33 protein-coding genes are annotated in these 26,861 nt (G+C 71.5%); 18 read left to right on the forward strand and 15 right to left on the reverse strand.

The window, feature by feature from the left end; all coding sequences use genetic code 11:
* Positions 1-254: 254 nt before the first annotated feature.
* Positions 255-1,160 (forward strand): formyltetrahydrofolate deformylase, encoded by a 906-nt coding sequence (gene purU / locus BC793_RS14590; RefSeq protein ID WP_109593067.1) that lies wholly within the window; start codon positions 255-257, stop codon positions 1,158-1,160.
* Here purU and BC793_RS14595 read toward each other — a convergent pair whose 3' ends face one another.
* Positions 1,161-2,108: an Hsp70 family protein gene (locus BC793_RS14595; RefSeq protein WP_146246280.1), complete on the reverse strand. Its 948-nt coding sequence runs from the start codon at positions 2,106-2,108 to the stop codon at positions 1,161-1,163.
* Between the two features lie 226 nt (positions 2,109-2,334).
* Here BC793_RS14595 and BC793_RS14600 point away from each other — a divergent pair, with 226 nt between their 5' ends.
* Positions 2,335-2,814 (forward strand): NUDIX domain-containing protein, encoded by a 480-nt coding sequence (locus tag BC793_RS14600; RefSeq protein ID WP_109593069.1) that lies wholly within the window; start codon positions 2,335-2,337, stop codon positions 2,812-2,814.
* Here the strand turns inward: BC793_RS14600 and BC793_RS14605 are convergent, their stop codons facing one another.
* From BC793_RS14605 to BC793_RS14620, 4 genes are all read right to left on the reverse strand, one after another.
* Positions 2,815-3,132 carry a hypothetical protein gene (locus BC793_RS14605; protein ID WP_146246281.1) on the reverse strand — a complete coding sequence of 106 codons (318 nt, stop codon included), beginning with the start codon at positions 3,130-3,132 and terminating at the stop codon, positions 2,815-2,817.
* Between the two features lie 75 nt (positions 3,133-3,207).
* Positions 3,208-3,879 (reverse strand): DNA alkylation repair protein, encoded by a 672-nt coding sequence (locus BC793_RS14610; RefSeq protein ID WP_109593071.1) that lies wholly within the window; start codon positions 3,877-3,879, stop codon positions 3,208-3,210.
* A 72-nt stretch (positions 3,880-3,951) separates the two neighbouring features.
* On the reverse strand, positions 3,952-4,134 hold the full coding sequence (locus tag BC793_RS49570; RefSeq protein ID WP_158319254.1) for a hypothetical protein: 183 nt from the start codon (positions 4,132-4,134) through the stop codon (positions 3,952-3,954).
* 52 nt (positions 4,135-4,186) lie between these two features.
* Positions 4,187-5,389 (reverse strand): MFS transporter, encoded by a 1,203-nt coding sequence (locus BC793_RS14620; protein ID WP_239170054.1) that lies wholly within the window; start codon positions 5,387-5,389, stop codon positions 4,187-4,189.
* 82 nt (positions 5,390-5,471) lie between these two features.
* Here BC793_RS14620 and BC793_RS14625 point away from each other — a divergent pair, with 82 nt between their 5' ends.
* The 6 genes from BC793_RS14625 to BC793_RS14650 all read left to right on the forward strand — a co-directional run bounded on the left by BC793_RS14625 (position 5,472) and on the right by BC793_RS14650 (position 11,091).
* On the forward strand, positions 5,472-6,377 hold the full coding sequence (locus tag BC793_RS14625; RefSeq protein ID WP_109593072.1) for a LysR family transcriptional regulator: 906 nt from the start codon (positions 5,472-5,474) through the stop codon (positions 6,375-6,377).
* 11 nt (positions 6,378-6,388) lie between these two features.
* Positions 6,389-7,333 (forward strand): serine hydrolase, encoded by a 945-nt coding sequence (locus BC793_RS14630; RefSeq protein WP_109593073.1) that lies wholly within the window; start codon positions 6,389-6,391, stop codon positions 7,331-7,333.
* The gene (locus BC793_RS14635; protein WP_109593074.1) at positions 7,333-8,133 is read left to right on the forward strand and encodes an alpha/beta fold hydrolase; all 801 of its coding nucleotides are present in this window, start codon (positions 7,333-7,335) and stop codon (positions 8,131-8,133) included. Before BC793_RS14630 ends, BC793_RS14635 begins: the two co-directional genes overlap by 1 nt.
* A gap of 33 nt (positions 8,134-8,166) precedes the next feature.
* Positions 8,167-8,550: a hypothetical protein gene (locus BC793_RS14640; protein ID WP_109593075.1), complete on the forward strand. Its 384-nt coding sequence runs from the start codon at positions 8,167-8,169 to the stop codon at positions 8,548-8,550.
* A gap of 92 nt (positions 8,551-8,642) precedes the next feature.
* Positions 8,643-9,518: a hypothetical protein gene (locus tag BC793_RS14645; RefSeq protein ID WP_146246282.1), complete on the forward strand. Its 876-nt coding sequence runs from the start codon at positions 8,643-8,645 to the stop codon at positions 9,516-9,518.
* 265 nt (positions 9,519-9,783) lie between these two features.
* Complete coding sequence (locus BC793_RS14650; protein WP_109593467.1) at positions 9,784-11,091, forward strand: radical SAM protein; 1,308 nt, start codon at positions 9,784-9,786, stop codon at positions 11,089-11,091.
* A 117-nt stretch (positions 11,092-11,208) separates the two neighbouring features.
* On the opposite strand, the gene BC793_RS14655 is transcribed toward BC793_RS14650, so the two are convergent.
* The gene (locus BC793_RS14655) at positions 11,209-11,799 is read right to left on the reverse strand and encodes a helix-turn-helix domain-containing protein (RefSeq protein ID WP_373871222.1); all 591 of its coding nucleotides are present in this window, start codon (positions 11,797-11,799) and stop codon (positions 11,209-11,211) included.
* 257 nt (positions 11,800-12,056) lie between these two features.
* Here BC793_RS14655 and BC793_RS14660 point away from each other — a divergent pair, with 257 nt between their 5' ends.
* Both BC793_RS14660 and BC793_RS14665 read left to right on the forward strand, forming a co-directional pair.
* The gene (locus BC793_RS14660; protein WP_109593078.1) at positions 12,057-13,025 is read left to right on the forward strand and encodes an NAD(P)/FAD-dependent oxidoreductase; all 969 of its coding nucleotides are present in this window, start codon (positions 12,057-12,059) and stop codon (positions 13,023-13,025) included.
* Positions 13,026-13,066: 41 nt separating this feature from the next.
* On the forward strand, positions 13,067-13,255 hold the full coding sequence (locus BC793_RS14665) for a putative antibiotic biosynthesis monooxygenase (protein ID WP_239170053.1): 189 nt from the start codon (positions 13,067-13,069) through the stop codon (positions 13,253-13,255).
* Between the two features lie 31 nt (positions 13,256-13,286).
* Here BC793_RS14665 and BC793_RS14670 read toward each other — a convergent pair whose 3' ends face one another.
* Together BC793_RS14670 and BC793_RS14675 are read right to left on the reverse strand one after the other, a co-directional pair.
* The gene (locus BC793_RS14670) at positions 13,287-13,766 is read right to left on the reverse strand and encodes a DinB family protein (RefSeq protein WP_109593080.1); all 480 of its coding nucleotides are present in this window, start codon (positions 13,764-13,766) and stop codon (positions 13,287-13,289) included.
* 11 nt (positions 13,767-13,777) lie between these two features.
* Entirely contained in the window at positions 13,778-14,173 is a 396-nt protein-coding gene (locus BC793_RS14675; protein ID WP_109593081.1) for a VOC family protein, read from the reverse strand.
* A 143-nt stretch (positions 14,174-14,316) separates the two neighbouring features.
* On the opposite strand from BC793_RS14675, the gene BC793_RS14680 reads away from it, so the two are divergent.
* On the forward strand, positions 14,317-15,186 hold the full coding sequence (locus tag BC793_RS14680; protein WP_109593082.1) for a hypothetical protein: 870 nt from the start codon (positions 14,317-14,319) through the stop codon (positions 15,184-15,186).
* Here BC793_RS14680 and BC793_RS14685 read toward each other — a convergent pair.
* The gene (locus tag BC793_RS14685; protein WP_239170052.1) at positions 15,174-15,773 is read right to left on the reverse strand and encodes a hypothetical protein; all 600 of its coding nucleotides are present in this window, start codon (positions 15,771-15,773) and stop codon (positions 15,174-15,176) included. The two genes, BC793_RS14680 and BC793_RS14685, sit on opposite strands and share 13 nt — an antisense overlap.
* Before the next feature lie 24 nt (positions 15,774-15,797).
* On the opposite strand from BC793_RS14685, the gene BC793_RS14690 reads away from it, so the two are divergent.
* The 3 genes from BC793_RS14690 to BC793_RS14700 all read left to right on the forward strand — a co-directional run bounded on the left by BC793_RS14690 (position 15,798) and on the right by BC793_RS14700 (position 19,727).
* Positions 15,798-16,454: a DUF998 domain-containing protein gene (locus tag BC793_RS14690; protein ID WP_109593084.1), complete on the forward strand. Its 657-nt coding sequence runs from the start codon at positions 15,798-15,800 to the stop codon at positions 16,452-16,454.
* Positions 16,455-16,764: 310 nt separating this feature from the next.
* The gene (locus tag BC793_RS51290; RefSeq protein WP_239170051.1) at positions 16,765-18,387 is read left to right on the forward strand and encodes a serine/threonine-protein kinase; all 1,623 of its coding nucleotides are present in this window, start codon (positions 16,765-16,767) and stop codon (positions 18,385-18,387) included.
* A 59-nt stretch (positions 18,388-18,446) separates the two neighbouring features.
* On the forward strand, positions 18,447-19,727 hold the full coding sequence (locus BC793_RS14700; RefSeq protein WP_109593085.1) for an alpha/beta hydrolase: 1,281 nt from the start codon (positions 18,447-18,449) through the stop codon (positions 19,725-19,727).
* Here BC793_RS14700 and BC793_RS14705 read toward each other — a convergent pair.
* On the reverse strand, positions 19,708-20,376 hold the full coding sequence (locus BC793_RS14705) for an HAD family hydrolase (RefSeq protein WP_109593086.1): 669 nt from the start codon (positions 20,374-20,376) through the stop codon (positions 19,708-19,710). The two genes, BC793_RS14700 and BC793_RS14705, sit on opposite strands and share 20 nt — an antisense overlap.
* Before the next feature lie 180 nt (positions 20,377-20,556).
* Entirely contained in the window at positions 20,557-20,931 is a 375-nt protein-coding gene (locus BC793_RS14710; protein ID WP_109593087.1) for a PH domain-containing protein, read from the reverse strand.
* Positions 20,932-21,025: 94 nt separating this feature from the next.
* Here BC793_RS14710 and BC793_RS14715 point away from each other — a divergent pair, with 94 nt between their 5' ends.
* A complete protein-coding gene (locus tag BC793_RS14715; protein ID WP_109593468.1) occupies positions 21,026-21,802 on the forward strand; it encodes an ArsR/SmtB family transcription factor in 777 nt (258 codons plus the stop codon).
* Here BC793_RS14715 and lipB read toward each other — a convergent pair.
* A complete protein-coding gene (lipB, locus tag BC793_RS14720; RefSeq protein WP_203896224.1) occupies positions 21,785-22,435 on the reverse strand; it encodes a lipoyl(octanoyl) transferase LipB in 651 nt (216 codons plus the stop codon). The genes BC793_RS14715 and lipB overlap by 18 nt on opposite strands.
* Positions 22,436-22,453: 18 nt before the next feature.
* On the reverse strand, positions 22,454-23,323 hold the full coding sequence (locus BC793_RS14725; protein ID WP_109593469.1) for an AraC family transcriptional regulator: 870 nt from the start codon (positions 23,321-23,323) through the stop codon (positions 22,454-22,456).
* 93 nt (positions 23,324-23,416) lie between these two features.
* On the opposite strand from BC793_RS14725, the gene BC793_RS14730 reads away from it, so the two are divergent.
* Together BC793_RS14730 and BC793_RS14735 are read left to right on the forward strand one after the other, a co-directional pair.
* Entirely contained in the window at positions 23,417-24,043 is a 627-nt protein-coding gene (locus BC793_RS14730) for a class I SAM-dependent methyltransferase (protein WP_239170050.1), read from the forward strand.
* Positions 24,044-24,113: 70 nt separating this feature from the next.
* Positions 24,114-25,292 (forward strand): MFS transporter, encoded by a 1,179-nt coding sequence (locus BC793_RS14735; RefSeq protein WP_109593090.1) that lies wholly within the window; start codon positions 24,114-24,116, stop codon positions 25,290-25,292.
* Here BC793_RS14735 and BC793_RS50580 read toward each other — a convergent pair.
* Positions 25,282-25,611, reverse strand: coding sequence for a hypothetical protein (locus tag BC793_RS50580; protein WP_203896223.1), 330 nt, complete (start codon positions 25,609-25,611; stop codon positions 25,282-25,284). The genes BC793_RS14735 and BC793_RS50580 overlap by 11 nt on opposite strands.
* A gap of 102 nt (positions 25,612-25,713) precedes the next feature.
* On the opposite strand from BC793_RS50580, the gene BC793_RS14745 reads away from it, so the two are divergent.
* Positions 25,714-26,682, forward strand: a complete 969-nt coding sequence (locus BC793_RS14745; protein WP_203896222.1) for an NAD-dependent epimerase/dehydratase family protein — start codon at positions 25,714-25,716, stop codon at positions 26,680-26,682.
* A 4-nt stretch (positions 26,683-26,686) separates the two neighbouring features.
* Here BC793_RS14745 and BC793_RS49575 read toward each other — a convergent pair whose 3' ends face one another.
* Entirely contained in the window at positions 26,687-26,839 is a 153-nt protein-coding gene (locus BC793_RS49575; protein WP_158319255.1) for a hypothetical protein, read from the reverse strand.
* Positions 26,840-26,861: the final 22 nt, after the last annotated feature.

The following is a 26,861-nucleotide window of genomic DNA, read 5'->3' on the forward strand; positions in this document are numbered from 1 at the left end:
GACGGGCGGAGAGTCGAAACGACCGTGGAGCGCAGGTAAGACCGGGATCCGTCCCGGCACCGCGCGGCGAAGCGGTAACCCACCCGGACGCCGCGCGTTCCCTGCGCAGCGTGGAGGGAATCTCCGTCCCTTAGGGCGGAGAGGATGTCAACTCGAGTGAGGATCGCCTCGCCGGGTCACCTGTCGGGTCCGGGGCGGGTTAGGTTTCTAGACTCCGGTGGCCCGTGTAGACGTTTTCGGAAGGACGCTCCGTCGTGACCCTGACCCAGCACGCCCCCGCCTCGCAGGTGACGCCGCCGAGCCCCGGTGACCAGGCCGTGCTCATCGTGCACGGGCGGGACCGGACCGGGATCGTGGCGGCTCTGAGCACGGTGCTCGGGCGGCACGGGGCGAACATCGTCTCGCTCGACCAGTATTCGGACAATCCGCAGGGTGGCGCGTTCTTCCAGCGCACCGTGTTCGGGCGCCCGGACCTGAAGGCGGCGCTCCCGGCGATCGAGGAGGACCTGCGGCAGGAACTGGCCAACGGGTTCGACCTGGAGTACACGGTGCGCGACCTGTCGGTCCCGAAGCGGGTGGCGATCTTCGCGTCGAAGGCCGACCACTGCCTGCTCGACCTGCTGTGGCGGCACCGCCGCGGTGAGCTGCCGATCAACATCAGCATGGTGATCTCCAACCACGCGCACACCGCCGACGAGGTGCGCTCGTTCGGGATCCCGTTCTTCCACGTGCCGTCGCAGGGCCCGGACAAGTCGGCCGCCGAGGCCCGCCACCTGCAACTGCTCACCGGCAACGTCGACTTCATCGTGCTGGCCCGCTACATGCAGATCCTCTCCGGCGAGTTCATCGAGAAGGTCGGCGTACCGATCATCAACATCCACCACAGCTTCCTGCCGGCGTTCATCGGCGCCGACCCGTACGCGAAGGCGCAGCACCGGGGTGTGAAGCTGGTCGGCGCCACCGCGCACTACGTGACCGAGGACCTGGACGAGGGCCCGATCATCGAGCAGGACGTGGTCCGGGTGAACCACGCGCACACCGTCGCCGAGCTGCGCCGTCGCGGTGCCGACGTGGAACGGGCGGTGCTGTCCCGCGCGGTCCTGTGGCACGCCGAGGACCGGGTCATCCGGCACGGCAACCACACGATCGTGTTCCAGTAGTCAGCGGCGCCACCACAGGCGCCGCGACGGCGGCTGGGTCCGGGCGATACCGCGCAGCAGGGCGTGCGGGTCGCGGACGGTGATCGCCGGGACCAGCCCGGCGTCGGACAGGGCCGTGGCGACCTGGGCGTCCTCGCCGACCTGGACCACCGCGGTGACCCGGTCGACGCCCGCGTCCGCGAGCAGCAGCTTGACGGTGTCCGGCAGCCGGTCCAGGTGGACCGCCTTCGCCGCGGTCAGGTCGTCGCGGGTCAGGACGACCGCCTGATGCGGCTCGGGCAGCAGCATCGCGGCCCGCTGCTGCACGCCCAGGGTGGCGCGGGCGCGTTCGACCTCACGGGTCAGCCGCCAGTCGTCGGGGTCGGCCTCGGCGCCGCCGCGGGCGGCCGCCACCCGCAGCAGGGCCTCGTCGATCGCCGGTGCCCCCGGTGCACGGACCGCCGAGGCCGCCAGGTGCCGCTGACCGTCGACGAGGGTGAGTTCCGGCCAGGCCGCACCGGCCACGCACACCAGCACCACCCCGGGGCCGGTCGGGGCGGCGGCGGCGACGGCGGTCGAGACGATGCGGGGGCGGGGGAGCCCGGCGATGGTGGCGGCCGACTCGAGACGGTCGCGGGCCGGCCGGTCCCACTCCTGGGCGGTGACGACGGTGAGCGCGGCCGGGCGGCCGGTGCGTTCGGCGACGTGGGAGAGGACCGCGGCGACGGCGGCCGGTGGACCGCCGTGCCGGAGCAGGGTCATCGGGTCGGGGCGGTACGACTCGGGGTTCGCCAGGCCCGCGGTGAGGGCGGTGGTCCCGGCGGTGTAGACGCCGGATAACTGGAAGACCCCGCTGGGTGCGCGGGCTCGCCCGTCGAAGAGAACGGGCCGGTCGAAGCCCTCGGACTCGAACACCGCGGTGACCCACCATGCGGCGATGTCGACGACCACAAGATCCGTCGCTGGCATGTCCGGCAGTGTCCCAAATGGACGAACCTTGCGATACTCCTTGTCCGGAATTTTCCACGCATAGTGATAGATCGCCAACGCTAGGTTAGTCTGGTCGGATCGGTTCAGGGCAGGCCGGTTCATGGCGGAGTGTGGGGACGAACGGGTCCCGTCAACGCCGCCCCGGATGTCACCCGTGCGAGTGCGGGGCCGCTTTTCTGTCGTACCCCCGTGATGGAATCCGGGCATGCCGACGCACCGCATCCCCGCCGCCCGGCCGGTCCGGGCGGCCCCGACGCATCCGGTCGACGTGCTGCTCCTGCTCACCGACGGCGACGATGTCCTGCTGGCCCTGCGCTCGGGGACCGGCTATGCCGACGGTCGGTGGAATCTTCCGTCCGGCAAACTCGAGCACGGCGAGGACGCGGTGACCGCGCTGCGCCGCGAGTCGGCCGAGGAGGTCGGGCTGCACCTGGCCGCCGACGAGCCACGCCTGATCACCACCGTCCACTACCGCACGCCGTCCGGTCACGCCCGGGTCGGGCTGACCTTCCACGTCCACCACGACCCGGTGCGGCACGGTGTACCGGTCAACGCCGAGCCGCACAAGTGCGCCGGGATCGGGTGGTTCCGGTGGGACGCCCTCCCATCGTCGACGTATCCCTACTCCGCGGCGTGCGTCGAGGCCTGGCGTTCCCGTGCACCGTTGACGTTGCGCGGGTGGTGATCAGGCCGATTCCTCCGGGGCGGGGCGAGGCAGTCCCATGGTCGGGTGCGGGTGGCCGCCCAGCGCCGACGAGAGGGCGCCGACCACGGCCCAGTACTCCGGTTCCTCGTCCTGCGAGGCCCGCTGGGCCAGCCGGTCGACCACCAGGGCCCAGTTCCGGCCGGGCAGAGTGACCCGGACCGACTCGGTGGACCCGGCCGCCTCCTCGTCCGTCGTCTTCTCCGCCACGGTGAACTCGCACCACGGCGACCAGTCGCCGCCGGCCACCCTCTGCGGTGTGCCCCGAACCCGCCACTCATACGTCGCACCCTGCTGCAACGGCTGGACCAGACGGAGGTCGAGTTCCGCCGGCTTGTCCCACGCCGACGGGTGAGCCGGCGCGCTCGGCGAAGATCAGGCGGCCTGGCGGCGGACCATCTCGGTGATCCAGATCGGGGCGTACGGGGAGGTGCAGTTCGGCGGGGTCGGGTAGTCCTTCAGGACTTCCAGGCGCTCGCCGATGTCGAGGGCCCGGGCGCGCCGGTCCGGGTGCGAGATGCCGATCTGGGCCAGGCAGTGGTTCATCGCCCACTGGAGGCGGTCGGGGGCGTCCTTCATCCGCGCCTCGATCACGTCGAGCAGCCCGTCGAGGTCGAGGCCGTCGGGCTTCTTCGCGACGCGTTCGGTGGTCAGGGCCCAGCCGGCGCTCGCCACCACCGGGTCCGGGTCGGCGGTCCAGGCGACCCGTAGGGCCTCGGCGTGCGGGCTCTTCTTGACCACGTAGTTGACCAGCCAGTCGTGCACCTTCGGGGTCCGCGACTCGCGCAGCATGGTGTCCAGCTCGTCCCGCTCGAAGGCCCGCGGCCGGCAGATCAGCAGCGCCACCAGCCGGGCCGCGCCGTCCCCGGTCGCCCACAGCTCCCGGGCCAGGTCCTGCTGGGTCTTCAGCCGTTTCGCGATGGCCCGCAGCGCGCCGAGGTTGACACCGTGGTCGTCGCCGTGCCGCTCGTTGACGGCACGCGCCTTCGGATCCTCCAGGGCGGCCAGTTCCGCCAGCACCCCGGTCACCGTCGTCGTCTCGGCCACTGTCCGCCTCCGTCGCTTCCGAACCTGCGGTAGCACGCTATCAAGGGGCGAGCAGCCATCGACGAAGATCGGTCAGCTGACATGTTCGGCCGCTGGAGCGGAATCGGGGGGTTCGGAATGTCCGAGGTGGCGCTGCGCCCGGTCGAGGATGCCGGCCTCGATGCCCTGTTCGAGCAGATGCGCGATCCGGAGTCGGTCCGCATGGCCGCCTTCACCGCCGCCGACCCCGACGACCGCGCCGCGTTCGACGCCCACATGGCACGGGTACGGACGTCACCCGGCGTCACCCACCGCGCTGTCGGTCGGCTCAGCCGTGACGCGGCTCCCGCGACCGGATCGGATCAGCACTTCCCGCACGACGGGTCAGGGCGGCCACCGCGCCGAGCAGGAGCAGCAGGGCGGCGGCGAACCAGGTCATCACCGTGATCACCGGCGTGGTCCGGGCGGCGAGGCCGATGGCCAGGGCGGACACGGCCAGCGCCACGTAGGCGATCAGGAAGATCCCGGCGAGTGCCGCACCCCGCTCCCGGCCGGTGGCGAGCGCGGCGACCGTACCGATGCCTGCTTTGAAGAGGACGCCCGCGCCCGCGGCCGCGAGGATGCCGCCGATCAGGAACACCGTCAGGCTTGCCTGATGCATTCCGGTCACCAGGGTGACCGTGCCGATGGCCTGGGCGATCAGGCCCAGCGTCGTGCGGCGCCGCGCGCCGATCCCGGTGGTGAGGGTCTGCGCGGCCGCCGAGCCGCCGAAGACGGTGAAGACGATCAGCCCGGCGAGGGCCCGCGACGGGTGGTGCAGGGTGCCGGCGACGAAGCCGGGCGCGACCGAGGTGAAGAAGCCGAAGACGGAGAACGCGGCGAACGCACCGGTGGCGGCGGCGAGATGGGCGGGGCCGCGGCCGGTGGTCACCCGCTGCGGCCGGTAGCGGTAGGCGGGGTCGGGCCGCACGGTCTCCGGCGCCAGGGTGACGGCCACGATGGCGGCGAGCAGCAGAACGACGAAGACGAGGTACGGCGTACGCAGCGGCGCATCCACGAAAGAGGCGAGCACCCCGGCGACGAGCGTGCCGACGCCCAGGCCCCCGATGTTCGCCGCCGTCGACACCATCTCGAAGCGGGCCGGGGAGCCGCCGTTCAGTTCGAGCAGGTGCGCGGTGGCCGTGGCGGTGATCATGCCGACGCCGAGGCCGGTGATGAGCCGCGCCGCCAGCAGCACCGGCAGTGACGTCCCGGAGAGGAACAGCACCGCCGCGACGAGTTCCAGGCCGAGCGCCGGGATCAGAATCCGGCGCCGTCCGACCTGGTCGGAGACGTGCCCGGCGAGAAGCAGGCTCGCCACGACACCGACCGCGTAGGCCGCGAACACGACGGTCACGGTGAACGTGGAGTAACCGTAGAGCGGGTAGAGCGGCGCCGGGACCGTCGAGAACGCCATCGCGACGGTGAACGCGAACGCGACCGGCCAGAAACCGGTACTCCGGGTGGCGACCCGGGCCTGGAGAAGTGCCATGCGCCGACTGTCCACCGCGCCGATCATCAACGCCAACGAAAGTTGATGCTCGCGCCGATCGCGATCGTTGATACTTCGAGGTGTGGAACTCCGCCAGCTCGCATACTTCGTGGCCGTCGCCGAGGAGCAGCACTTCACCCGCGCGGCGGCCCGCCTGCACGTGGTCCAGTCCGCCGTCTCCGCCGCGATCAAGACCCTGGAACGTGAGCTGGGCGCCCCGCTGCTCGACCGCAACGCCAAACGGGTGCGGCTCACCGACGCCGGTCTCGCCCTGCTGCCCCGCGCCCGGGTCGCCCTCGACGCCGCCCGGGACGCCCGGGACGCGGTCGCCGAGGTGCGCGGCGGCCTGCGCGGCACCCTGCGGATCGGCACGCTCACCTCGATCCGGGTGATCGACGTGCCGGCGCTGCTCGGCGAGTACCACCGCCGCCACCCCGGTGTGCTGTTGCAGACCGCGGTGTCCCCGATGGGCTCCCGCGGCCTGATCGGCATGCTGGCCGAGCACCGCCTCGACCTGGCGTTCGTGTCGGTGCCCGGACCACGGCCGGCCGGTGTGCACCTGGTCGAGCTGGCCAGCGCCGTGATGGACCTGGCCGTGCCGGCCGATCATCCGCTCGCCGGGCGGCCGGCGGTGTCGGTCGAGGAACTGGCCGGGCTCGACTTCATCGACCTGCCGGCCGGTTACGGCAACCGGGACGTCGCCGATCGGGCGTTCGCGGCGGCCAGCGTCCGGCGCAACGTGACGATCGAGATCACCGACATCGGAACGAGCGCGGACTACGTACGCCATGGGCTCGGTGTCGCTCTTCTCCCGCGATTTCTGCTGGCCGGCGGGGAAGGGCTCACCATCGTTCCGGTGACCGGGGCGGACCTGCGGTGGCCGTTGTCGCTGGCGGTTCCGGCGGACCGTCCGCCGGGCGCCGCCGCGCGTGCGCTGATCTCGCTGACCGCGGACTTCCTCCCGGACGGCGACCGGCCGGTCGATTAGAGTGACCCGCCATGAGGTCGAAACGGGTCTGGATCATCGCGGCGGCAGCGGTCGTCGCCATCGGTGGAGGAGGCCTGGTGGTGGCCGGTCCGGACACCGGCGCGCCGGCGGACTCCACACCCGTGCCGGTCGCCGTGACGATCCTCGCGGCATCGCCGGCCGCCCCGTCCGCGGCAGCCGCGGCCGCGTCCGCCGCTGTCACGCCGCCGCAGGCAGCCGCCTCGACCGCCGCCACCGACCGCGCCACGCGTGTCAAGAACCTCAATGCGGCATTGAAGGCGGTCAAGGGCGACTTCGCGGTCGCGGTCCTCGATCGGAGGACCGGGCAGCGGTACGTGTATCGCGGCGCCGTCAAATACGACACCGCCAGCATCGTGAAGGTGCAGATCCTCGCCTGCATGCTGCTCAAGGCCCAGGACGCCGGCCGCGCGCCGACCTCTGCCGAGATGAAGCTGGCCCGGCCGATGATCCGGCTCAGCGACAACAACGCGACCACGTCGCTCTACCAGCGGATCGGTGGCAGGACCGCGGTCACCAGGTGCAACAAGCGGCTCGGCCTGACGCAGACCGTCGTCAACAGCCGGTGGGGCCTGACCCGGACCACCGCCGCCGACCAGGTCGTCCTGCTGTCGGAACTCGTCGACACCAGGGGACCGCTCTCGGCGGGATCCCGCAAGACGGCGTTCACGCTGCTGAACACGGTGGACAAGGCGCAGGACTGGGGCGTCCCGGTCGTCGCCCGCACGGGTGAGATCTTCACGGTCAAGAACGGATGGGACACCCGTACGGCCGACGGCGGCCTGTGGGCGGTCAACACCATCGGCCGGATCACCGCGAAGAACGGCAGGGTGGACGTGTCCGTCGCGGTACTCACCCGTCGCAACCGGAACATGAGCAGCGGCGTCACCCTGGTGGAGAGGGTCGCCAAGCTCACCCGGAGACACCTGGCCTACTGATGACGTTGCACGTCGAGTCCCGCGGTGACGGTGTGCCGGTGCTGGCGCTGCACGGGTGGACGGCCGATCACCGGCTGATGCTGGGCTGTCTGGAGCCGGTGTTCGCGGACCGGCCGGGATATCGGCGGCTCTACCCCGACCTGCCGGGCATGGGGAGATCGCCCGCGCCGCCGTCGATCGCGAGTGCCGACGATGTGCTGGCCGCCGTGCTCGACCTCGTCGACACGGTCCTCACCGACGAGCCGTTCCTGGTGGTGGGGGAGTCGTACGGCGGATATCTGGGCCGGGCGGTGACCCGTGCACGCCGCGACCGGGTGCTGGGGCTGGCGCTGATCTGCCCGCTCGGCACGATGGTGGACCGGTCCCGTCGTACGCTGCCGGCCCGTGCCGTTCAGGTCCTGCGCCCCGACCCGTCGGCGGTCGCCGGCCTGGACGCCCGGACCGCGGAGGCGTTCACCGAGATGGCCGTGGTCCAGTCGCCGGAGACCGCCGCCCGGTTCCGTGACGAGATCATGACCGGCCTCGACGTGGCCGATCCGGTGGCGATCACCCGCATCGAGCGGAACTGGGAGTTGAGTGTCGTCCCGGAGACCGGCCCCGCCTTCACCCGGCCCACCCTGATCCTCACCGGCCGCCAGGACCAGCAGGTCGGATTCGTCGATCAGTTCGCCCTGCTGCCGCACTATCCACGGGCGACGTTCGCCGTCGTCGACGTGGCCGGCCACAACCTGCAACTCGATCAGCCGGCCCTCTTCGCGACCCTCACCCACGACTGGCTCGACCGCGTCGCATCCGGCTGACGCGGTCCACTCGCCGCTGTCGGGGGGTTGCCGATGGTGACCAATCTGCGCGACGCTGATCAGGTGGGAGAACCGGGTGCCCGGGCCGCGCTCGGATTCGTACGTGCCGTCGCTGTGCTCGCCTCCGACGCCGAGGTGCAGGTGGCCTGGCTGAGCAGGGTCTTCGCCGAGGGCGGGGCCGTCGTCGACGAGCTGGCGCTGGAGTTCGACCAGGGCTACCGCTCGTTGTCCACCTTCGTGTTGTACACCTGGATCGACCCCGGGGCGGTGCCCGCGCTGACCGAACTCGACCGGCAACTCGACGAGATGAGCGGCGACCACAACCGGGCACTGTGGACCGCCGAGGCGCTGGTCACCCGCCCGGAGTGGGACCGGGTCCGGTTCCTGGCCCGGGCCGCCCTGATCCTGCTGCCCTGACTCGCCTTGCCGCCGTCGGTCCTGGGCTCGATCGTGGTGACGATCGTCGCTATCGTTTGCGGCGCCCGCTGCTTCGATCATGGGGAATGCCGATGTCGTTACGCCGTTTGACCAGGCTGACGGGGCGGTGGGCACTCACCGTCATGGCGACGGTGGCCTGGCTCGGCGCCGTCGGTGGACTGGTCCTGATCCTCGCCACCGGCACGGCGGCGTTCAGTGACCCGAGCCCGGCCCGGATGTGGGTGGTCTGGCTGCTGCTGGTGGCGGCGTGCTTCCTGAGCCTGCTGGCCGACCGGTCACGGCCGGCCGGTGTGCTGGCCCGGCACGCGGCAGCGGCCGGATGGGAGCGGACCGCCCCGGGGAAATCGGAGTGGCCGTGGCCCGGACCCCAGTCTGGCGGGACGATCCGGGTGCGCCGGGCATGGTCCTTCACCGCGGGCGGACTCCCGGTCACCGCGGGCGATGTCCGGTGGACCGGCAGGGCGTTCGGTGGCGCGACCGACGACGCCGACGGTCAGGGCGTGGTCGTGGTGGTCCACCTGCGGGGCCGGGTGCCGTCGATGGCGTATCACGTCCCGTTCGAGCGGATCGGTGACTCACCGCTGCTCGACCGCACCGAACTGCGCAAAGCATTCCTGACCCGCCGGATCCCACCGTGGACGGTCCGGGAGCGGTGCCTGTACACCGTCGAGCCGGCGAACGGGAGCGTCACGCCGGCACTCATCGACTCCGCCGTCCGTCGCGCCCTGCTGATCGTCCGCCTGCTCGACCTCACCAGCGAAGCCGGTACCAGCGAAGCCGGTACCAGCGAAGTCCGCACGAGCGAGGCCCGTACCGGCGAGGCCGGCAAGGGCGAGATCCTTAATGGCGAGGTCCATGCCGGCGAAGCGCGTATCAACGGGGTCCGGCCCGGTACCGTGCGGCCGAAAGGGCCCCGAGCCGAGGGCGGCGCCGACACGGCCGGGTGAACGGGGCGGTCTGAACGGTGGGAGCCGCACACGCCCGTGAGGCGCCTTGCGGTCCGGTGTCGTGACCGTGTCGCGGGGTAGTCGTGGGCGGTGTGGGTGCGGTTGTCGGCGGGCGTGGCCCGTACAAGATCAATGAAAACGATCGTGAGCTGGCCGGAGTCGGTGACAGGGGTGCTGACCTGGGGTTTGGTGATCTGTGACACGGGTGCCTGGCTCCGGTTGTAAGGGGTCGGGCGTGCTACGGTCCGGATGGGAGGACGCCACGATGCAGACGCGTACGGATCTCATCGAAGATCTGATGGGACGGTTCCCACACATCCCGCGCGAGGCGGTGATCAAGGAAGACCTGCTGCGAGGCGGGCTGGCGTTCGACGATTCGGCGCTCACCGACAATGAGAACGGTGATGTGAAGCCGAAGTCGTATTTCATCTTCTCGTTCGATCACCGCACGCTGCCGGAGCTGGGGGAGGCGGCGCTGCGGCGGCCGCCGGAGGAGATCGTGCTGACCGGGGGGCCCTACGGCCTGCGGCGCACCGTGGTCTCGGTCCGGGTCAACCCGGCCTCGCCGTACCGGGTGAAGCCGTCCGACGACGGCCGGCTGATGCTGTTCCTGGACGGGAAGCCGATCGCCGATGTCGGGCTGCCGCCGATGCCCGATTACTACCGGCACACGCTGGAGGGCGGCAAGCAGATCATGGAGGTGGCACCCACCATCCAGTGGGGCTATCTGATCTATCTGACCGTGTTCCGGGTCTGTCAGTATTTCGGCGCCAAAGAGGAGTGCCAGTACTGCGACATCAACCACAACTGGCGTCAGCACAAGGCGGCCGGGCGGCCCTACACCGGCGTCAAGCCGGTCGACGAGGTGCTCGAAGCGCTCGCGATCATCGACAAATATGACACCGCGAAGACGTCGCAGGCCTACACGCTGACCGGCGGCAGTGTCACCAGCAAGGTCGACGGGCTGGCCGAGGCCGACTTCTACGGGCGCTATGCGCAGGCCATCGAGGAGCGGTTCCCGGGCCGGTGGATCGGCAAGGTCGTCGCGCAGGCACTGCCGAAAGAGGACGTCCAGCGCTTCTACGACTACGGCATCCGCATCTACCACCCCAACTTCGAGGTGTGGGACAAGCGGCTGTTCGAGCTGTACTGCCCCGGTAAAGAGCGTTATGTGGGCCGCGCCGAATGGCACCGGCGCATTCTCGAATCGGCCGAGATCTTCGGGCCGCGCAACGTGATCCCCAACTTCGTGGCCGGCGTGGAGATGGCGGAGCCGTTCGGTTTCCGGACCGTGGACGAGGCGATCGAGTCGACCACCGAGGGCCTGCAATATTTCATGTCCCGGGGCATTCTGCCGCGCTTCACCACCTGGTGCCCGGAGCCGACGACGCCGCTCGGTAAGTCGAATCCGGAGGGCGCTCCCCTGGAGTACCACATCCGGCTCCTGGAGGCGTACCGCGCGACCATGGAGGCCAACGGACTGAGCAGTCCGCCCGGCTACGGCGCGCCCGGCGCCGGCAACGCCGTCTTCTCGGTGAGCTCGTTCATGGATACTCTGCCAGCCGCCGAATGACCGGGGCGTGACCTGATCCGGCCGTTTCGGTCGGTGGCCCGAACTAAGTGGCGAATTGCCGTTCCGGCACCTTTCTCAAGGTGTCGGAGCGGCATTTCCCGTTGGGCGGCACTCTGATCAGGCGTCGTCCCGCTGTGTGGTCGAGCGGGCGCGGACGTGCATCCGCTCGCCCTGGCGGCCCAGAATGCTGATGATCTCGACGGCGTGCTCACCGGTGCTGCCGAACCAGTGCGGCAGCCGGGTGTCGAACTCGGCCGCCTCGCCGGGGCCGATCACGAAGTCGTGGTCACCGAGGACCAGCCGTAGCCGCCCGGACAACACGTACAGCCACTCGTAGCCCTCGTGGGTCCGCGGCTCCGGCTCGGTCTGGTCGGCCGGAATGATGACCTTCCAGGCCTGCAACGACCCGGCGTGCGGGGTCAGCGGCAGCACGATGCGCCCGTTGACCCGGCGCGGTACCGGCCGGACCCGGGGATCGGCGATCTGCGGCGCCCCGATCAGCTCGTCGATCGGCACCCGGTGCGCCTGGGCGATCGGCAGCAGCAGTTCGAGGCTCGGTTTCCGCTGACCGCTCTCCAGCCGGGACAGGGTGCTCTTGGAGATCCCGGTCGTCTCGGCGAGCGCGGTCAGGGTGACGTTGCGCTGGGTGCGCAGTCGCCGGAGCCGGGGTCCCACCTCGGCCAGTGCGGCCGTGATCGCTTGTTCCACCCGCCCATTGCACCCACCTGTTCCCGGATCGGCAACCCGCTTTGCCATTTCTGCGACACGCGCCACCGTCATCGCGCCCCGGTCACAGCGGCCCCGGCATCGATGTGCCCCACCGCACCGTCGCCCGTCGCCCGTCGCCCGTTGCCCGTTGCCTGTCGCCCGCCGCCCGGCGGCCGCGTTCACCGTCCCGGGCTCCGGATTCCCGGAAACGGCAACAATGATTGCCGGATGCAGGGGCCAGGCCGAGTCTTGGCCGCATGAACGAATACGACGTCGTAGTGGTGGGCGGTGGCGCTGCCGGACTGAGCGCCGCCCTGGTCCTGACCCGGGCCCGGCGCCGGGTCGCGGTGATCGACGCGGGCCGGCCCCGCAACGCACCGGCCGCCCACATGCACGGATACCTGTCCCGCGACGGCATGCCGCCGGCCGACTTCCTCGCCGCGGGCCGGGCCGAGGTGACGGGATACGGCGGCCACATGATCACCGGCACGGTCCGCGAGATCACCCCGACGGCCCCGGCGGGGGACACCGGCTTCCGGGTCCGCCTGGCCGACGGCGGGTTGCTCCTCGCGCGGCGGGTCGTCGTGGCCACCGGCCTGCGCGACGAGCTCCCGGACATCCCCGGACTCGCCGACCGGTGGGGCCGCGACGTGCTGCACTGCCCGTACTGCCACGGCTACGAGGTTCGCGACCGCCCACTGGGCGTGCTCGGCGGCACCCCGGAGACCGTCGGGCACGCCCTGCTGATCCGGCAGTGGTCGGACGACGTGGCCTTCTTCTCCCACGCTTATGAATTGACCGCCGACGAACGGCAGCGGCTCACCGCCCGGGGCATCCGCATCGTCGAGGGCGCCGTGACCCGTCTGGTCATCGACGGTGACCGGCTGGCCGGCATCGAACTCGACCGGGCGAGCGTGGTCGCCCCGCACGCCCTCTTCGTCCGTCCTCGGCTCGTCCCCGCCGACGGTCTTCTCACCGCACTGAACGCCGTCGTCGTCGACGCCCGCACGGGACGCACCGACGTCCCCGGAGTGTGGGCGGCCGGGAACGCCGTCGATCCCCGCGCCCAGGTGATCACCGCGGCGGGCGCCGGGTCGGCCGCCGCGATCGACCTGAACGCGGATCTGGTCGACGAGGACGTCCGCGCCGCCCTGCCGTTCTCGGCGGCCCAGGAACGTGAGGTCGCCGCCATCCTCGCTTCCGTCACCTTCGCACACCAGGAGTAATCGCCATGTCGCATCAATCGAGCCGTCACCAGATGGCCGTCATGATCTGGATCGCTGTCGCCCCGACCCTCATCGTCCTCCAGTTGGTCCTCGGTGATCTGCTGCGAGACGCGCCGGTGGTGCTGCGCACCCTGATCACGGCCACGATCGCGGTGCCGATCGTGGTCTACGGTCTGCTGCCGCTCCTCCAGCGCGCCCGGGCCCGGCTGGTTCCGGGCGGCCGGGCCTGAGCCGGAGACCACGAGGAGCGGGCGCCGCCCGTCAGCGGGGGCCCAGGCCGGTGCGCCCGTCGATCAGCTCGCGGGCGGCGTCCAGGTGGCCCGCATGCCGGGCGGTCTCCTCGATCATGTGCAGGATGATCGAGCGCAGGTCGGTGGTCTGGGCGGCGAGCACCTCGTCCTCATGCTTCCCGGCGGGCGCCGCGTCCAGCGGCGTTTCCGCGATCAGCTCGTCGGACACCGCACACACCTGCCGGTAGAAGTCGAGCACCGCAGCCGCCGGCCGTGGGGTGACGAACGACAAGCCGTCGTCACCCCACGGGGGCGGCGAACAGGACCCGGTCAGCACGGTCTGGAACCAGTGCCGCTCGGCGTCCCCCAGATGCTCGATCAACCCGATCGGCGTCCACCCGGACGGCAGCACCGCCGTGTGCAGCGCAGCCTCGTCGAGCCCGCCGATGATCGCCACGACGCTGGCTCGCTGGTAACCCAGATACGCCTGTAGAACGGCCTTCTCCGTCATGGGCCCGGACGCTACCCGGCACCTCCGACATTTCTGAGCGCCGCCGGGTTCTGCACGAGTTCGAAGACGGTGCCGTCCGGCGCCCGGAAGTGCTGCCATCGATAGCCACCGCCACCGTCCTCCACCGGCCCGATCAGTTCGATCCCCGCTTCCCGCAGCTCGGCGGCCGCCGCGGCGACGTCGTCGACGAGCAACCCGGCGACGACCTTCTCCCGGGCGAACTGCTCCGGCGGGTCGTCGGCGCCGGCTCCGAAGATCTCCACCTTGCCGCCGTCGGGCAGCCCGAAGACGGCGAAGTCGGGCCGTTCGGTGTCGAGCCGCAACCCGGCCACGTCGGCGAAGAAGTCCCGCATCCCCTGGTAGGAGTCGGTCTTCACGCCGACCCACGAAATCCCGTACACGCGCATCGCCCCAGCATCCGACGTGAAGTCCGGTTCAGGTCAAGCCGCGGCCCGGGCACCGCGCACGCCGGGGATCACCGCCGTTCCGGCACGTTCGGCGAGATTCCGCCGTTCCTCGCCGAAACGGCCGGACGGGTATCGTCTGCGGGGTGAGAAGTCGTCAGTTCGCGCTGGTCCGGGCGGATCTGGAGGATGCGGTCTGCCCGGTGCCCGACGATCTGGCCGCCACGGTCGCCGGCCGGGATTCGGTCACCGTCGTCATCGAGCACCGGACGCTGGGGCTCACCCCGGCCCGGGAGTCGTTCGAGGCGGCCACCGTCCAGGAGCCCGGCCTCCAGCTGACCGGGATCGCCTGGCCGGCGGATGTGCGCCCGGGCGTGCTGGTCACCGTGGCCTGGCGTCCGTCGGAGGAGTATGTGGTGGTCAGGACCACGGCCCTGGACGAGCCGCTGCGGGTGGACGGCGTCGACTACTACCACCACTACGACCCGAGAGTGATCACCCGCGAGTTCGATCCGGGTGTCTCCAACCGGGGGCAGGTGCTGAAGGCGGTCCGCCGGCTGGGCCGGGTCTTCGACGACGGTTCGGCGGTCTTCCCGGAGGCGGAGCTGCCCGCCCACTGCGGTCTGGGCCGTGGCAAGAAGGGCACGTTCCTGCTGCGTAACGCCGTCGACCAGTTGCTCCGCGAGGGGTATGTCACCCGTGTCACGGGCAGCACCGGCCCGGACGGCGAGCTGAACTATCCGGCCGTCGACGGCGAGGACCGTGTGGACCTGCTGTTCTACGCCCCACTGGTGGAGGAGGCCACGCTGCCGGGTGAGTCCGGTGGGGACGGTCACGGCGACGCCGGTGACCGCCGTGACCACTGGGTGAACGGGTTCGTCCGCCGTCTACCACCCGGCGCGCACGCGTCGAAGAGGCAGCTGACCCTGCACCAGAAGGCGCTGGAGAAGGAACAGATCGACGGTTTCACCCTGGAACCGGGTTACACCTTCGTGAAACGCCATCACCGGGGATAGTCGATCTCCGCGATGTCGTCGGCCAGATATCCCACGGTCACGGCCGGGTTGAGCCGCCGCACCAGCCGGTCGGTGAGCGGCCGCAACGCGAAGACCTCGGTGACCGCCGCCAGGTCCACGTCCTCCTCGTAGTAGTCCTCGGCGAACTCCCGGTAGGCCTCCGGGGTGCCGTCGACGAGCAGTTCGAACAGCCACGCCACGTCGTCGAGCCCGCGCCCCTGCCACTGCCCGTCGCCGGTCTCCCGCCACAGGCAGATGTTCGCGCCGTGGCTGAACGCCGGCTCGCCGATCTGGGCCGCGAACACCGCCGGCACGTCGTCGAAGAGTCCCGGCTCCTGCCGTGCCTCGTGGTCGAGCCCGCGGATCCAGGCGCCGGCGGGGGAGAACACGATCGAGTACTCGTCACCGGACCCGTTGCGCATCGACGCCAGGTGCTCGCCCCGGTCGGTGTTCCACCGGGAGTCGTAGGAGTAGTAGCGGCTCTCCCAGTCGGGGCTGATGATCGCCTCGCACATGGCGAGCGCCCGCGACCGCCGCCGCAGATCCTCGACGTCCGGCAGGGCCCGGACCACCTCAAGAACACTCACAGGAAGATCCTGCACCCTTGGCGGATGAAAGCCCTCGCCGCCCTCGGGGTCGCCGGTGTCCTGGCCTCGCTGGCCCTGTATGCGTCGCTGCACGTCCTGCCGCCGTCGGCCGGGCTGGACTGGAGCCGCCGCACCATCAGCCAGTATGCGCTGATGCCGAACGGCTGGATCTTCGACGCCGCGACGCTGCTGCTGGCGGCCGGCTCCGCGGCGATCCTGGCCGCCCTGCACCGGACCGGCCGGCTGACCCGCGGCGCACTGGTGGCTCTCGCGTTGTGGGTGGCCGGCCTGGTCGGTGTGGTCTGGTTCGAGAAGCACAACTGGCAGGCCGGGCCGTCGATGAGTGGGGACGTGCACCGGGTGGCCAGCGTGGTCGCGTTCCTCAGCCTCCCGATCGGTGCCCTGCTCGCCGCCGGGCGCACACCGGGCCGGGCCCGATGGGTGGCGGCCGGCGGGGTGGTGTCGCTGCTCTGCTTCACGCCGATCCTGTGGGCGGTGCTGGCCGAGCCGTGGACGGGTGTGCGCTGGTGGCAGGCCATCCCGCTGGGCACCGTGGAGCGGCTGCTGGGCCTGGCCGAGGTGCTGACGGTGCTGCTGCTGGCCTGGTGGGCGGTCCGCACCGAGGGGGTCCGCGACCGGGAGGGCGACATCCGGACCGTCCGGACCACGATCAAGACCTGACGGGGGTACGCCCCGCGCGCCCCCCTTCGCCGCAAGAGGCCCGCCCCACCGCCACGTCCGCAGCAGCCGGTCCGCACCCCGGCCGTCGTGACGGGCGGTGATCCGTCCACGGTTCGCGCCGCCGGAAACGGACCGCCTCCGCCCGTGAGTCGCCTTGGCGGCCGTGCGGGACCGCCCGCGTCGCGCGGTGGCCACGGGACGGTCCCGGTTCGGTGAGCCGGGCCACGCCGTACCGCCAGAAGGTCCTGGTCTGTGGAAAGGCCTTTCCCTGGGGCTGCGGATGGTCATCATTGACGGCAGACTGGCGGGGATGAGCGATGCCGGTGGATATGAGGGGGCGCGCGAGGGGCTGGTCCTGGGCGGGCGTTATCGGCTGGTGGCCCCGGTCGGCGCCGGTGGGATGGCCGTCGTGTGGCAGGCGCGGGACGAGGTGCTCGGCCGTGCGGTGGCGGTGAAACTGCTGGCTCCGGCGCAGGCCGGCGACGCCCGTTCGCGGGAGCGGATCCGTCGTGAGGCGCGGGCCGCCGCGGCGTTGTCGCATCCGAACATCGCGCAGGTGCACGACTACGGTGAGACGGATCTCGCCGGGCGGGTGTTTCCCTACGTGGTGATGGAGCTCGTGCCGGGCGGCACCCTGTCGGCGCGGCTGGCGCTGGGTGCTCCGCCGCCCCGGTTCGCGATGCGGACCGGCGCGGAGATCGCGGCCGCCCTGGCCGCCGCGCACGCCGAGGGGCTGGTGCACCGCGACATCAAGCCGGGCAACGTGATGCTCGCCCCGACCGGGGCCAAGGTGGTCGACTTCGGCATCGCCGCGGCGGTCGCGCCGGACGGGTCCGGCGCGCCGGACGACCCGGACGAGGTGCTCGGCACCCCGGCCTACCTGGCACCGGAGCGCCTCGTCGGGGACGCCGTGGTGCCTGCGTCCGACGTGTACGCGCTGGGGGTGGTGCTCTACCGGATGCTGTCCGGCCGTTCGCCGTGGAGCAGCGAGGACACCCGGCAGATGGTTCAGGCGCATCTGTACGTCCCGCCGGCGCCGTTGCCGCCCGTCGCGGGTGTGCCGGAATACGTGGTCCGGCTCTGCGACCGCTGTCTGGCCAAGAATCCGGCACACCGCCCGAGCGCCGAGGAGGCCGCCGCGGTGCTCGCCCACGGCGCCGGCATCCGGGTGGTCACCGACGAGCCGCCGCCCGCCCACGATGCCGGGATCCCGGTGGTCACCGGCGGTCGGCAGTCCGCCGCGGGTGACCGGCCGCCGGCCGGCGACGAGCGGGAGTTGTCCGTGGTGGTCCGCCGGGGCCCGTCGGCCGTGCGGGCCGAGCCGCATGTCGCGGTGCCGGTGGCGCCGCCGGCCGGGCCGCCCCGGCGGGACCGGCGGGTGGCGTGGTGGGCCGCGGCGGTCGTGGTTCTGCTCGCCGCCGCCGGTGCCGGCGTGTGGCTGTTCACCGGGCGGTCGCCGGAACAGGGCGCCGGAGCGAGTGGCCGGATAGTCCCGGGGGAATCCGCGCCGCCGTCCCCCGCGCGCCCCGGCGCCGTCCCGGAGGCGACGACCGGTCCCGGGCCGGTGGTCACCGCGCCGGGGACGAAGCCGGGCCGGTCCCGCCCGGCACCGCCCGACCAGGCCCCCTCGCGGCCGCCGGGCCCGTCGCCGTCCACCCCGATCACCACCAGCACCCCGCCGTCGCCGTCACCCACCCCGGAGGCGGTGGAACGGACGCTCTCGTCGGAGGGCGGGACGGTCGTGGCGACGTGCTCCGACCCGGTGACCGCGCGGCTGCTGTCGTGGAAGGCGACCCGGCCGTACAAGGTGCAGTCCGCCGATCCCGGGCCGGCGGCCGCTCCCGAGGTCACCTTCAAACGCGGCACCGATCTGATCACCATGACGGTGACCTGTTCCGGCGGTGTTCCGGCCGCGGAGGTTGCCCAGGCCTGACCCGGCCGTAATACTTGCACGGACCGTGCAGAATTCACGGCTGTCTATCGGGAGGGTCGATGGGGATTACTCGCCGAACTCTGATGGTGGTTCCGGCCGGGGTGGCACTCGCCGCCGGGGCCGGTGTGCCGGCGATGGCGGGCCGAGGGCGGCCACCACGACCGGTCGTCTTCATCCACGGCAGCGCCGGATCCGCGATGCAGTTCCGGGTGCAGGCCAAGCGCCTGGCGAGCAACGGCTATCCGGCCGGAATCGTCGAGGCACACGAGTACGACTCGCCGAACATCGCCGCGATCGTGCAGCAGGTCTGGGTGAGCCTCGACGAACGGATCACCCGCCTGCTGGCACTGACCGGATCCGATCAGGTCGACCTGGCCGCGCATTCGCTCGGCACGTTCGTGACCCAGGGCTACCTCAACAGCTCGCCCGAGCGGGCCGCCCGGGTCGCGCACTACGTCAACCTGGACGGCCGGCCCGCCACGGCACTGCCCGGTGGCGTGCCGACCCTGGCGATCTGGGGCGAGGGCGATCCGGCACGGACCGTGGTGGGCGCGTCCAACGTGTATCTGCCGGACCAGTCGCACACCCAGACCGTCTCGTCGGCCGAGTCGTTCCGGGCGATCCACCGGTTCCTGCGCGGGCACGAGCCGCGCACCGTCGAGGTCCGGCGGGAGCGGGTCGCGCACGTCTCCGGCCGGGCCGTGCTGTTCCCCAGCAACGCCGGCGTGACCGGAGCCTCGCTGGAGATCCACCGGGTCGGCGAACGGACCGGGCGACGGCGGGGCCGCCCGATCCGGGTCGCCGTCGGCGCCGACGGCAGGTTCGGGCCGGTGCCACTCGCACCCCATGAGCGGTACGAGTTCGCGCTGCTCCGCGCCGGGCAGTCCACCCACCACTTCTACTTCCAGCCGTTCCGCCGCTCGGACTCGTTCGTACGGCTGCTCACCAGCCGGCCGGGCGAGGGGCTCGGTGGACTGGTCGACACGAGTGACCGGCACACGGCGCTGACGTTCCAGCGGCAGAAGGAGTGGTGGGGCGGCGAGGGCGACCACCTGTGGATCAACGGGACGGACATCCTGAACCCGGCGACCGCCCCGCACCAACGGCGGGTGATCGGCGTGTTCGCGTTCGACGACGGCAGCGACGGGGTGAGCGACCTGACCGCGCCGCTGCCCGAGTTCATCGCGCAGACGTTCATCTCCGGGGTCGACCTGTTCATCCCGTCCGCACCGCGGGGGACCGTGTCGATCGTGGCGCGCGAGCGTGGCGGCGGAGTCACGCGACTGCCGGTGCCGGCGTGGCCGTCCAGCGGGCACCGGATCAGCGTGGAGTTCGGCTGAGTCGCTCCACCACGGCCACCACCTCGGGAAAGGCGGCGACCTCGGCGGTCACGTACCGGCTGTCGAAGTCGCCGGGGCGGCGCACCCCGCTCTGCAGGCAGGCGATGAACGGCAGGCCCGCCCCGCCGGCCGCGACCGCGTCACCGGGCGAGTCACCGACGTAGACACACTGCGCCGGTGACAGCCCGGTGTGCGCGAGCAACTCGTCGAAGGCCCGCGGATCGGGCTTGCCGTGCCGGGTGTTGCCGCGATGCCAGATGCCGCTGATCCGGGTCGCCAGCACATGATCCGGTTCCAGCATGTGCCGGACCTCGTGGCCCTCACGCGAGGTCAGCAGCATCACGCTCCGGCCGGAGAGGACCAGCTCGTCGAGGGCGGCCAGATTCTCCGGCGGGATCACGTCGAGCCGGCCCTCGTCCAGATAGCGGTCCATCGTCGTCTGGAACAGCGGCGCGAACACGGCCGGATCGATCCCCGGCGACCGGTGCGGCATCGCCTCCAGCAGCGGCTCGCCCCACGTGGCCAGGTGCAGGTCCCGCGGCATCGGCGGCCGCCCCATCGCGGCCAGCACCTCGTTCTCCAGCTCGAACGACGCCGCCTCGGTCATGCACAGGGTGTCGTCGACGTCCACCACGACTGCCTCGATCATCCCGCGAGGGTACCGTCAGCCCCGGTGCTGGTAGACCAGCTGCCGGTTGCCCCGGACCACCTTCAGCGGCAAGGTCACGTGCCGATCGGCGTCCACACCGGAGCAGACGGCCGGCACCGCCCCGGGCGGCGAAGACCCCGGTGCCCGCGAGGGAACCGGGGCCGAGGACGACGTCGTCGGTCAGAGGATGAACCCGGCGATCAGCTGACCCAGGGCGCGGATGTCCGAGCTGGCCTTGAACTCCAGGCGCACCTTGCCGAGGCCGCTGAAATACAGCTCCAGCTCGGCGTCCCGGTCGAAGTTGCCGGCCGTCTCGATCGAGAAGGCCTGGATCTTGTTGTACGGCAGGGAGGTGAAGTCGACCTTCTTCCCGGTCATCCCCTGCACATTCGCCGCGATCAGCCGCTTGTTCGTGAACGCCACGAAGTCACGGGTCGTCTTGAACGCGTAGATCAGCTGCTCCCCCTGAATCAGCAGCGGCGCGACCTGCGAATAGACCGAACCGGGGTCGACCGGGGTGAGCTTGAAAACCGACGGGCTGGAGAAATCGATCACGGGACCACGGTAGCCCGCGCCCGCCAGCCGCCGGGCTTGGTCTCCAGCGCGCCCGTTTGACAACATGCAGTCGCGGGACTGCATAATGCAGGTCATGGACATGGTGTTCCGGGCGCTCGCCGATCCGACCCGCCGTCGGCTGCTCGACAGCCTCCGCGAGGAGAGCGGGCAGACGCTCGGCCGGCTCTGCGGCAGCCTGGCCATGACCCGGCAGTCCGTCACCCAGCACCTGGCCGTGCTCGAGGAGGCGAATCTGATCAGTACCGTCCGGCGCGGGCGGGAGAAGCTGCACTACCTCAATCCGGTCCCGATCCACGAGTTGCAGATGCGCTGGATGGCACCGTTCGAGGAGCCGCGCCTGCGGGTCCTCTACGACGTCCGGCGCCATGCGGAGGAGCACAGGGTGAAACCCGATTTCGTGTATGTGACGTACATCCACGCCACCCCCGGGCGGGTCTGGGAGGCATTGACCTCAGCCGACCTGACCGGTGAGTTCTGGGGGCACAGCAACGTCTCCGACTGGCGGCCCGGCTCGCCGTGGGAGCACCGCCGGACCGATGGGTCCGGTGTCGCCGACGGCGGCGGCGTGGTCATCGAGGTCGATCCGCCGACCCGGCTGGTCATGACGTTCGGCGAGCCGGGTTCCGGCGCCGGGCCGGACGCGTCGACGGTCACCTTCCTGATCGAGCCGTATCAGGAGATCGTCCGGCTGACCGTCACCCACGTGAATCTGGCGACCGACGCCGACGCCGAGGCCGTCTCGCACGGCTGGCCCGCGGTCATGGCCAACCTCAAGTCGCTGCTGGAGACCGGTCACGTGCTGCCACAGGCCCCGTGGGACATGCATGCCGAGCTACGCGGCGGGCGTTGACCCCGCGGTCAGGGCGGCGGTGACCGCATCACGGACCTCGGTTTCGCCCGGCATGCGGATGCCCTGTTCGTCGGCGAGCCGGCGCAGCGAGGTCATCGTCACGTCGTCGAGGCTGCACGCCACGAACCGGTCGAAGACCGAGAGGTCCGGGTCGATGTTGAGGGCGAAACCGTGAGTGGTGACCCCGCCGCGGATGCGCATGCCGATCGAGACGAGCTTGCGGCCGTCCGGCGTCCACACGCCGACCAGGCTGGGCGAACCCGGGGGAGTGTCCCGGCGTTCGGTGCCGAAGCCCAGTCCGGCCAGCGCGTCGACCAATCCGTTCTCCAGCCACCGGACCACGTCGACCGGGCCCCGGTCGCGCAGGTCCATCACCAGGTAACCGACCAGTTGACCGGGGCCGTGGTAGGTGGCGTTGCCACCCCGGTCGGCCTCGACGACCGGGATCGCCGACAGGTCCCGCGGCAGTTCGGCCGGGGGAGTCCGCCGGCCGTGGGTGATGACCGGTGGATGGCTGAGCAGGAAGAGCCGATCCGGTGCGGCACCCGCCCGGCGTTCCTCGGCCCACTGCGCCATCCACGTGACGGCGGTGCCGTAATCCACCTCGCCCAGATCAACACGATGGAGTCGCATGGACTCCATCAAACACCGTCAGGCGGGCTCGACCGGCAGCCACAGTTCGGTGGTGGCGGTGCTGAAATCGTCGGCCCTCTCCAGGATCGTCACGATCGACGGCCCCGGCCGCAGCCGCCACGGGTTGGAGGGGAACCATTCGGTCGCCGTCGCCGCCCACGTCGCCTGGAGGCTGTCCGGGAAGGGGCCGTCGGCGCGGAACACCGCCCACTTCCCGGCCGGCACCTCGATGGCGTCGAGGTCGTCCGGCACCGGCGTCCGCCCGGTGACGGCCACCCCGTGCAGGTAGGTGAGTTCGCTGCCCTCCGGGGCGTCGGGTTCGACGCCGTCGGTGACCTGGAGCAGCCCGGCCGGTTCGGTGTCGCCGAGTTCCTTCAGCCGCTGATGTGCCGCGGCCGGCAGCGAGGCGATGTGTCGCTGGATGTGCGGGTTGACGCCCACGTGGATCAGCGGAACCCTCGCGGCGTGGCCGATGAGCCGGAAAGCGGGCCGGTCGGCGATGCGGGTGTCCATGGGGGTGCTCCCTTCGACGGTCAGGCGGAACCTGAGGTGTGGCTGGGTCCGAAGGGGACCTCCGTCACGGCGGACCTCACCGGGCCCGGCGCCGTGGACCGCCCGGAACGCCCGCCCGAAAGCCTCGGTCGAGCCGTATCCGTAGCGGACCGCGATACCGAGCAGATCGTCCTCACCGCGGACCACCTCGCCGGCGGCCACCGTCATCCGGCGCCGCCGGATGTACTCCGACAGCGGCATGCCGGCCAGCGAGGAGAACATCCGGCGCAGGTGGTATTCGGTGGTGCCGAGGCCCTTCGCCACCGAACCGAGGTCCAGTTCCTCGCCGAGGCGTTCCTCGACCAGGTCGACGAGCCGGTTGAGTGCCGAGATCATCAGGTCTCCCTTCGGCTTCCACTCTCGCCCGCGGGGGCCGGTCCGCGCCCGATCGTTCTGGCCCGATCCGATCATGTCTGGCAGGGTGACATGGTGGAACTGCTCGATGACCCGGCCCTGCACGCCTCGTCGGTGGTCGCCAACAACGCGATGAACCGGGAACGGCAACTGCACGGGGTCAACAGCTATGCGAAGGTTCTCGGGTTCGACCCGCTGACCAGGGCCGGAAGTGCCTGGCTGGATCTGTGCTGCGGCAGCGGGCTGGCGCTGATCCAGGCCGCCGGGCAGACCAGCGGCGTGACCCTGACCGGGGTGGATCTGGTCGAGGCGTTCCGTCCCGCCCCGCCCGGCGTGACCCTGGTCGCGGCACCGCTCGAGACGTGGGCGCCGGGGCGGGTGTTCGACCTGATCACATGCGTGCACGGGCTGCACTACGTGGGGGACAAGCTGGGTGTGCTCGCCAGGATCCTGACCTGGCTGACTCCGGGCGGGACCTTCGTCGCCGACCTGGACCTGGCATCGATCCGGTCCGGGGACCGGCGCCTGGCCGGGCTGCTGCGTGCCGCCGGGGTCGAGTATGACGGGCGCCGTAAACGGATCACCTGCACCGGCCCGCGGGTACTCGACCTTCCCTACCGCTACCTGGGCGCCGACGACCGGGCCGGGCCCAACTACACCGGCCAGCCGGCCGTGACGTCGCACTACGAGAAAACCGTTTGACGGCACCGATAATCTGATCCTCCGTGCCTGCGAGGGGGGCTTTCGCCCACCTCGACTCACGGAGCCGACGTTGAGATTCCTGCTCGTCACCGTCTTCCTCGACATGCTCGGGCTCGGCCTGCTCGTGCCGATCATGCCCGCGCTGATGACCGCGGTCACCGCCGATCCGGCCACCGCGGTCCTGTGGTCCGGGGTGCTCGGTTCCACCTACGGCGTACTCCAGTTCGTGGTGTCGCCGCTGCTCGGCCGGATCTCCGACCGGTACGGCCGGCGGCCCGTCCTGCTCGCCTCGCTGATCTGCCTCGGTGTCGACTGGCTCGCCCACGCGTCGGCGTCCGGCCCGTGGGCGCTCCTGGCGTTCCACGCGCTCGCCGGCGCGTGTGCGGGAACGAACACCGTGGTCAACGCCTATGTCGCCGACGTCACCGAGCCGTCCGGGCGAGCCCGCGCGTACGGGATGATCGGCGCCGCGTTCGGTCTCGGCTTCGTCGCCGGGCCCGTCCTCGGCGGCCTGCTCGGTGCGGTCGACGTACGCCTGCCGTTCCTCGCCGCCGGCCTGCTCTGTTTCGCCAACGCCGCCTACGGCTGGCTGGTCCTGCCGGAATCCCGCCCCGGCGACGGTGTCACCCCGCTCACCCTCCGCACCGCGGACCCGTTCGGCGCCGTCACGGTCGTGCTGCGCCGCCCGGTGCTGGGCCGGCTCACCTGCGCCCGCCTGTGCGCCGACATCGCCCGCATGATCTACCAGTCGGTGTGGACGTTCTTCCTGACCGTCCAGTTCGCCTGGAGCACCGCCCACATCGGCATCGTCATGGCCACCGGCGCACTGGCCGGCGCGGTCTTCCAGTGGCAGGCGGTCGGCGGCATCGTCCGCGTCCTCGGCGACCGACGCGCCGCGGTGATCGGCAGCCTCATCGGCGTGGTGTCGCTGGCCGGCGTCGCGTTCGCGACGGCCCCGTGGATGCTCTACACCAGCCAGGCGGTCGCCGTGGCCGGCTCGTTCGGCGCGCCCGCCGCCCAGTCCTGGATCTCCCGCAGCATCGGCGCCGGTGAACAGGGCACGGTCCAGGGCGCCCTGACGGGCGTCAGCGCGATCGCCGAGGCCTGCGTCCCGGTCACCGCGGGTGTCGTCTTCGGTTCCCTGATCGGGTACGGCCACCCGTCCCTGATCTTCGCCGGTGCCGCGGCATTCGCGGCCGCCTCGACGGTCCTGCTCGCCACCACCCGCGAGCCCGTCGTCACCGGCTGACCGGCCCGGCCGCGGCGGTCCCGCCCGCCACGACCGGCGGGCCCGCCGTGACCGGCCGACCGGCGAGCCGCCGTGACGGGTCGACCGGCGCGGCCGCGGCGGTTGTCAGCATCGCCGCGGCCGCGGGTGCAGCCAGGCCGTGAGCAGTGGCGGCGTCGAGCACGGACACCTCCCGGTTCGTCAGCGTTCCCGCGGCGTAGGCCGCCTCCGCCTCCCGGACGACCGCGGCATGCCCGAGCAGCCCGGCCAGGTGCTGCCCGCTACTGGTGCCGGGCACCAGGGTTCCGTCCACGTCGAAGAACACGGCCCCACGAACCACGCTCCGACGCTAACCCATGATCGGCGTCGGACACGGCGCCCGATGCCGCCGGGATGCCGATCGGCCCGGAGTGTGCGGCACGGGCCTGCTTGAATGTGTCCGATGCGACATGCTCTGATCATCGGCGGTACCGGCATGATCGGCGGTGCCGTCGCCCGCCACCTGCTCGGGGCGGGCTGGCAGGTCACCGCCACCGGCCGCCGTCCCCGTCCGGTCCCGTCCGGCGCCCGCCTGCTCCTGGCCGACCACGACACCCTGCCCACCGGGGCGTACGACCTGGTCGTCGACTGCGCCTGCTACACCGCCGCCCACGCCCGTCAGGTGCTGCCGCTGATGCGCGACGCCGGCTCCGCGGTGATGATCTCCAGCAAGGCCGTCTACGTGGACGCCGACGGTAACCACGTCAACTCACCGGAGCCGCCCCGCTTCGACGGCCCGGTCACCGAGGAGCAGCCGACCCTGCCGCCGGGGGACATGGACTACGACTCGGCGGAGGGCTACGGCCCGAACAAGGTGGCCGCCGAGCAGGTGCTGCTGGACAGCGGGGCGCCGGTCACCGTGCTGCGCCCGTCGAAGGTGCACGGGGCCGGCGCGAACCCGCCGCGCACCTGGTGGTTCCTCAAGCGTGCCCTGGACCGCCGGCCGTACGTGCTGCTCGCCGGGGGTGGCCGGGGCGTCGACCACACATCGGCGGCGGTGAACATCGCCGCGCTGGTCGCCTGCGTGGCCGACCGTCCCGGGCGGCGGATCCTGAACGCCGCCGACCCGGACGCCCCGGACGGCCTGACGATCTCCCGGGTGATCGCCGGTCTGGCCGGGCATCGCTGGGAGGAGATCGCGGTGCCCGACGACGACGAGGCCGGCCGGCACCCGTGGCACCGGATCCCACCGATCGTGCTGGACATGACCGCGGCCGGCAGCCTCGGCTACCGGCCGGCCGGTGACTTCGCGGCGACCGTCACCGACGAGGTCGAACCCCTGCTGCGCAACCGTCCGGACGACCCCGAGGGCTGGTTCGACTACGCGGCGGAGGACGCGCGGGCCCGGACCGGTTCCGGACCGGGCCGGTGACGGGCTACTCCTTCGCCGGCGGTACGGCCTGCGCCTTCTCCTTCCGGCCGGCCGGGTGCCGGGGCATCCGGCTCACATCGGGCTGATCACGGAACGCCTCGGCCAGCTTGTCCCCGTGGATCTTCTTCGGGGCTTCCGGTACGTGTGTCTCTGCCATACATCCATGGTCAGCCCGCCCC

Source organism: Actinoplanes xinjiangensis (genome assembly GCF_003148685.1).
GTDB lineage: Bacteria > Actinomycetota > Actinomycetes > Mycobacteriales > Micromonosporaceae > Actinoplanes > Actinoplanes xinjiangensis.